The following is a 5,490-nucleotide window of genomic DNA, read 5'->3' on the forward strand; positions in this document are numbered from 1 at the left end:
AGTTGGCGCGGGCGTTGTGTCCTCGATCACTGAGTAAGTTTACGACCGCTTCGCGGACGTAAACCGGTGGGGAGAAGCTTGTTTTTAGCGCGCTAAAAACTACTAGGCCCCACACCTCTCCAATCTGGGAGAGGGCAGTGCTACAAGATCAAGCGGCATCCAGAGCAATCTGGGTGCCGCTTTTCTTTTACAGAGCCCAAACCGCGTAAGGTGCGTGATAACACGCACACTACCAATCAGAAGGTTGCGAATTTCGCTTTGAGAAGCGCTTCGTTATATTCGTCTTTACACTTGCTGTCGTACACGATGCCGCCACCCACATTGAAAACCGCGCGCCCATTTTTGCAACTGAGCGTTCGAATTGCGACGTTGAATTCCATTGATCCATCCGGTGCGATCCACCCGATCGATCCACAGTAGATACCGCGGGCGCGGCGTTCCAATTGGTTAAGGATACGCATGGCCATGATCTTTGGTGCACCAGTGATCGAACCACAGGGAAATAGCGCCTCAAATATCGTATAGAGCGACGTATCTTCTTTTAGCTTTGCTTGGATTGTTGATGTCATTTGATGAACAGTCGCATAGCTCTCAATGGAAAAGAGGTCAGGCACCTTAACGCTTCCTACCTGCGAAATGCGGCTCAGATCATTGCGAAGCAGGTCCACGATCATAAGGTTCTCGGCTTGGTTCTTCTCGGAGCTACGCAACCACTCCGCATTTTCATAATCTCGGGTCGGGTCTTGATCCCTAGCGATCGTACCCTTCATGGGGCGCGCCGTTAACAGTCCCTCTGAGGAGCAGCTGAAGAACAATTCTGGAGAACGGGACAGGATTTGAGCTTCGCCCAGATCAACAAGGGCGCCAAATGGTACGGCTTGGCGTCGTTTCAGAGTTTCATATAGCGCTTTTGCGGAACCTTCGAACTTGGCTTCAATCGAGAAGGTCAGATTGGCTTGGTAAATGTCGCCTGCCTCTATGTGAGATTTCACTTGGTTAAAGGCCAACGTGTAGCGTTCAAGGTCCCACATTGCTTGAGGATCACTCAACCGCGACGGGGCCTTTTCCATTTCGACAAGGTGTTCAGGGCTTTGAAAAACGCCGAACTTGAGCAAAGGGGCAGAGCGTTCTTTGGGGAGCAAAGGCAGAAGTTTTTGGGAAAACACATAGCCAAGCTCATAGCTCGCAAAACCGGCAAGCCAATAGCCGTTGTCTTGCGCGCGCTGCATTGCATCGAAGGCAGCAGGGACCTCTACGGGGCTGTTGGCCACGATTATGAATTCTGGATCGACAAATTGGCTGCCGGTTATAAGCGGGCCATGGTCGAATAAAACGCTGTATGTCACTGTCGTTTCAGAAGTCCGCAGCGACACGCAAATCGCGCAGAGGGCGGACGACGTCGATGGCATCTTGGTAGATCGGATCGGCCTTGTACGCGTCAAAAGCAGCCTGATCTTTGAACTCCGCATAGACCACCACATCCACGTCGTTCGCAATCTGGTCTTGTTGCTTGTTTTTACGCACCTCAAAAACCTCTGAGTGAGGGATGCCCGCCAACAATTCCAATCCAGAAATGATCGCTGGCACGTCAGATTTGTCCTTGGCGCTGAAGAATACGACGTGGCGAATATTTGAACGAGTTGTCATAGTGGGGGAACTTTCCATTTAGCCTCGAACAGGCAGCTAATTTTCGCCTATTTAGTTCATGCACTGTGGGGCAGCAAGGCTGAGCCGCGGACTTGTGATACTGTTTAACTGCGACACTTCATGCCTACACCGCGTTACTCGCAGGGTGCGAGATACCACGCATCTTACCGCTTAGATGGCACCGGCGGTGTTGACGAAAGTGCGCTGGAATAACGCTTGCAAGTTGATGAGGGCTCAAGTCTTCTGAGGATTACTAAGCGAGTGTAGAGTGGAAAGAGGTTGGCATATGTCGTTGCGACGCGCGGTGTTGAAATTTGGTGCGATACTCACGCTGGCCTTTCCTAATTTGGCGAATGCGCAAGGCACTGCTGTTCCTACTTGGCTGCAACATCACGTTGGATACGAGGATGGCAAGATCGCGCCAATCGTTTTATCGCGCGCGCGCGCGCTACATCAGGACAAGGTGCGCCGCGGCAAGGTTCGCAATTCTTGTTATTTGGCTATGGATGCAACTCGGCCAAGCACAGCGCCTGATGGTACGCCATCGCGGCGATTTTATACGATTTGCGAAAATACGCGCATCTTTCGAGCCAGTTCATCTGGATATGGCAACGGACGCAAGCTCGCACGCGCCAATTTTTCTAATGGTCGAACCTGCGCTAAGAATTTCAGCAATGCGGAAGGCTCCAAGCTGACCATGGGCGGGGCCTATGTGACGGCTGAAAGCCGAACGTCGTTCAAAGGGATGTATCGAGAAGGTTCGCAGATTAAGCCTTTCTATAGGACCTTTCTGCTTTTCGACGGGGAGAAAGAAACCCGCAATGCACGAGAGCGTGCGATTGGGGGGCATCAAGCGATGTTCTTGAAATGGCAATGCCGGATGAAGATGCCTCAAAGTCGCCACGCAGATGAAAATGGCTACGTGCCATTTGGTCGACTGGTCGATTACACCAGCGGGCGCAGCAATGGCTGTACCACTTGGTCGAGCGAGGAGACCGCAGAGATCCTTCAACGCGTAAACGGCAATCCCACGACGCTCTACATCTACCCTGAATCGCGCGATATCAACGCGGTTGCGCAGGTGGCGAGGGCAGGTGGTTCTCCGGCGCAGCAGGGGCTTTATTGGAATGCTACTTGCCTAAAAGAGATTGGCGCGCCGCGTTTTTGGCCAAAGCGCGAGTTGCAACCCGTGATCAATCGATGGCGACAGTCTTTACCCAAACAAGCGCCGCGAGAGTTGCCGATTTGTAAGTGAGCCACCGCGCCCGCCCCGCGGGGGCGGTTCGGGCGTTGCCCAATCTTTGATTGAGCATTCAAGTCTGTGCAAAAACTCGATAATCGCTCTCGAGCTGAGGCTAGGTTATGCAATGTGTTAGAGAGAAACCGCTCTTTACAAACGTCTTCTAAGAAACTGGGTAAAACCAACCGGCCTTGCTAATCCCTTCATAATTGATTTGAGTAAATGTCTATTCGAGCATGCTCGCAAAGATAAACGGCCTCTTGCCAACTCCTGCGACTCAGCCTATACGCGCGCTACCGACAAGGGTGCGCTCACGCGTGCCCTCTTTTGTTGGACCATACAGACGCGATGAGGGTGGTGGATGAGCCGCTATCTTCCTCTCCGATCTTAACCCTGTAGACAGGGGTGATGATTATGGCCGCGAGCCAAACCATCCGCATTCGCCTTAAGGCGTTTGATTACCGTGTACTCGATGCGAGCACTCAGGAAATCGTCAATACAGCAAAACGGACAGGCGCAGACGTACGCGGCCCGATCCCTTTGCCGAACAAAATTGAAAAATTCACAGTCCTTCGTTCACCACACGTGAACAAGAAGTCCCGCGACCAGTGGGAAATCCGTACGCACAAGCGTATGCTGGACATCATTGATCCGACCCCCCAGACCGTTGACGCGCTGATGAAGCTCGACCTCGCTGCTGGTGTGGATGTCGAGATCAAGGTTTAAGGGGGTATCACAGATGCGCTCTGGAATTATCGCAAAGAAAGTCGGCATGACCCGTCTTTTCATGGAAGACGGCAAGCAGATCCCTGTCACCGTTCTCCAACTCGAAAGCTTGCAAGTTGTTGCGCAGCGTACAGATGAGAAGGACGGCTACACAGCGGTTCAGCTCGGTGCGGGCACAGCAAAGACCAAGCGTACATCTCAAGCAATGCGCGGTCACTTCGCAGCAGCGAAAGTTGCCCCGAAGCGTAAAGTTGCTGAATTCCGCGTTTCTGAGGACAACCTCATCAACGTGGGCGAAGAGATTTCTGCTGAGCACTACCTTGAAGGCCAGAAAGTGGACGTGTCCGGCACATCCATCGGTAAGGGTTTCGCGGGTGCTATGAAGCGTCACAACTTCGGCGGTCTTCGCGCGACACACGGTGTTTCCATCTCTCACCGTTCGCACGGCTCCACAGGTCAGTGTCAGGATCCCGGTAAGGTTTTCAAAGGCAAGAAAATGGCCGGTCACATGGGTGCAGCCCGCGTGACAACGCAAAACCTTGAAGTCGTGAAAACAGACGCGGATCGTGGCTTGATCATGATCAAAGGCGCTGTACCAGGCTCCAAAGGCGGTTGGGTCACAGTTAAAGATGCTGTGAAAAAGAAACTGCCTGACGGCGTTCCTTTCCCAGCAGCTCTTAAATCTGCAGCAACAGAAGCTCCGGCTGCTGAAGCACCTGCAGAAGGCGGTGAAGCATGAAACTAGATGTAATCAAACTGGACGGCGGCAAAGCCGGTTCTGTTGACTTGGACGAGGCTCTGTTCGGTCTTGAGCCACGCGCAGACATTCTGCACCGTGTGGTCCGTTGGCAGCGCAACAACGCGCAAGCTGGCACCCACAAGGTAAAGACGCGTTCCGAAGTTAAGTACTCCACAAAGAAGATCTATCGTCAGAAAGGTACCGGCGGCGCACGTCACGGTGCACGTTCTGCGCCTATCTTCCGCGGTGGTGGTGTTTACAAAGGCCCAGTCGTTCGCTCCCACGGCCACGATCTTCCTAAGAAGGTCCGCGCATTGGGTCTCAAACTCGCACTGAGCGCAAAAGCGAAAGCTGGCGAACTCGTTGTGATCGATGAGGCAGCTGGCGAAATGAAGACGTCTGCATTGGCTAAACAAGTCTCTGCACTCGGTTGGAAACGCGCATTGATCATCGACGGCGCAAGCGTGAACGAAGACTTCGCGCAAGCAGCACGTAACATCGAAGGTCTCGATGTTCTGCCGTCCATGGGCGCAAACGTCTATGACATCCTGAAGCGTGACACACTCGTGCTCACAAAAGCAGGTGTCGAAGCATTGGAGGCACGTTTGAAATGAGCGCACAAGCAAAACATTACGACGTAATCCGCAAGCCGCTCATCACTGAGAAAACAACAATGGCGTCCGAAAATGGCGCTGTGGTTTTCGAAGTGGCGATCGACAGCAACAAGCCAATGATCAAAGAAGCTGTTGAAGCGCTCTTTGGTGTTAAGGTGAAGGCCGTGAATACGTCCATCACTAAAGGTAAGTCAAAGCGGTTCCGCGGTCAGCTTGGCCGTCGTAAAGATGTCAAAAAAGCGTATGTAACGCTTGAAGAAGGCAACACAATCGACGTGACAACTGGTCTGTAAAGATCAGCACAGTAACAACGAAAAGGCCCGCTCTTGCAGCGGGCCTTTTTGCTTTTGGTGGTTTGGGTGTCTGCCGAGGTTAAGGCGCGTAGGGCAGGGACGAGTGGTGCAACACGATGCGCATGGTACCGTCTTCATCCAGCTTATAGCCGAATGTTTTATCAGCTTGGACGACTTTGCCGTCCTTGTCGGTGAAGAACGCTGATCCCATCCACATGGCAACGCCGCCCT

General features: G+C 52.8%; 7 protein-coding genes. 5 read left to right on the plus strand and 2 right to left on the minus strand.

Annotated elements, in window-relative coordinates; genetic code table 11:
• Nucleotides 1-236 precede the first annotated feature (236 nt).
• Both ABJQ89_RS03615 and ABJQ89_RS03620 read right to left on the minus strand, forming a co-directional pair.
• The gene (locus ABJQ89_RS03615) at nucleotides 237-1,346 is read right to left on the minus strand and encodes an aminodeoxychorismate synthase component I (RefSeq protein ID WP_348494905.1); all 1,110 of its coding nucleotides are present in this window, start codon (nucleotides 1,344-1,346) and stop codon (nucleotides 237-239) included.
• Between the two features lie 7 nt (nucleotides 1,347-1,353).
• A complete protein-coding gene (locus ABJQ89_RS03620; RefSeq protein WP_348494906.1) occupies nucleotides 1,354-1,647 on the minus strand; it encodes a Dabb family protein in 294 nt (97 codons plus the stop codon).
• 286 nt (nucleotides 1,648-1,933) lie between these two features.
• Here ABJQ89_RS03620 and ABJQ89_RS03625 point away from each other — a divergent pair, with 286 nt between their 5' ends.
• The 5 genes from ABJQ89_RS03625 to ABJQ89_RS03645 all read left to right on the plus strand — a co-directional run bounded on the left by ABJQ89_RS03625 (nucleotide 1,934) and on the right by ABJQ89_RS03645 (nucleotide 5,259).
• Nucleotides 1,934-2,902 (plus strand): hypothetical protein, encoded by a 969-nt coding sequence (locus tag ABJQ89_RS03625; RefSeq protein ID WP_348494907.1) that lies wholly within the window; start codon nucleotides 1,934-1,936, stop codon nucleotides 2,900-2,902.
• Between the two features lie 399 nt (nucleotides 2,903-3,301).
• A complete protein-coding gene (gene rpsJ, locus ABJQ89_RS03630; RefSeq protein WP_348494908.1) occupies nucleotides 3,302-3,613 on the plus strand; it encodes a 30S ribosomal protein S10 in 312 nt (103 codons plus the stop codon).
• Between the two features lie 13 nt (nucleotides 3,614-3,626).
• Nucleotides 3,627-4,352: a 50S ribosomal protein L3 gene (gene rplC / locus ABJQ89_RS03635; protein WP_348494909.1), complete on the plus strand. Its 726-nt coding sequence runs from the start codon at nucleotides 3,627-3,629 to the stop codon at nucleotides 4,350-4,352.
• The gene (gene rplD / locus ABJQ89_RS03640; RefSeq protein WP_348494910.1) at nucleotides 4,349-4,966 is read left to right on the plus strand and encodes a 50S ribosomal protein L4; all 618 of its coding nucleotides are present in this window, start codon (nucleotides 4,349-4,351) and stop codon (nucleotides 4,964-4,966) included. The genes rplC and rplD overlap by 4 nt, the downstream gene beginning before the upstream one ends.
• The gene (locus ABJQ89_RS03645) at nucleotides 4,963-5,259 is read left to right on the plus strand and encodes a 50S ribosomal protein L23 (protein WP_348494911.1); all 297 of its coding nucleotides are present in this window, start codon (nucleotides 4,963-4,965) and stop codon (nucleotides 5,257-5,259) included. The genes rplD and ABJQ89_RS03645 overlap by 4 nt, the downstream gene beginning before the upstream one ends.
• Nucleotides 5,260-5,490 lie beyond the last annotated feature (231 nt).

It is taken from the genome of Planktotalea sp. (assembly GCF_039984035.1).
Taxonomy (GTDB): Bacteria; Pseudomonadota; Alphaproteobacteria; order Rhodobacterales; family Rhodobacteraceae; genus Planktotalea.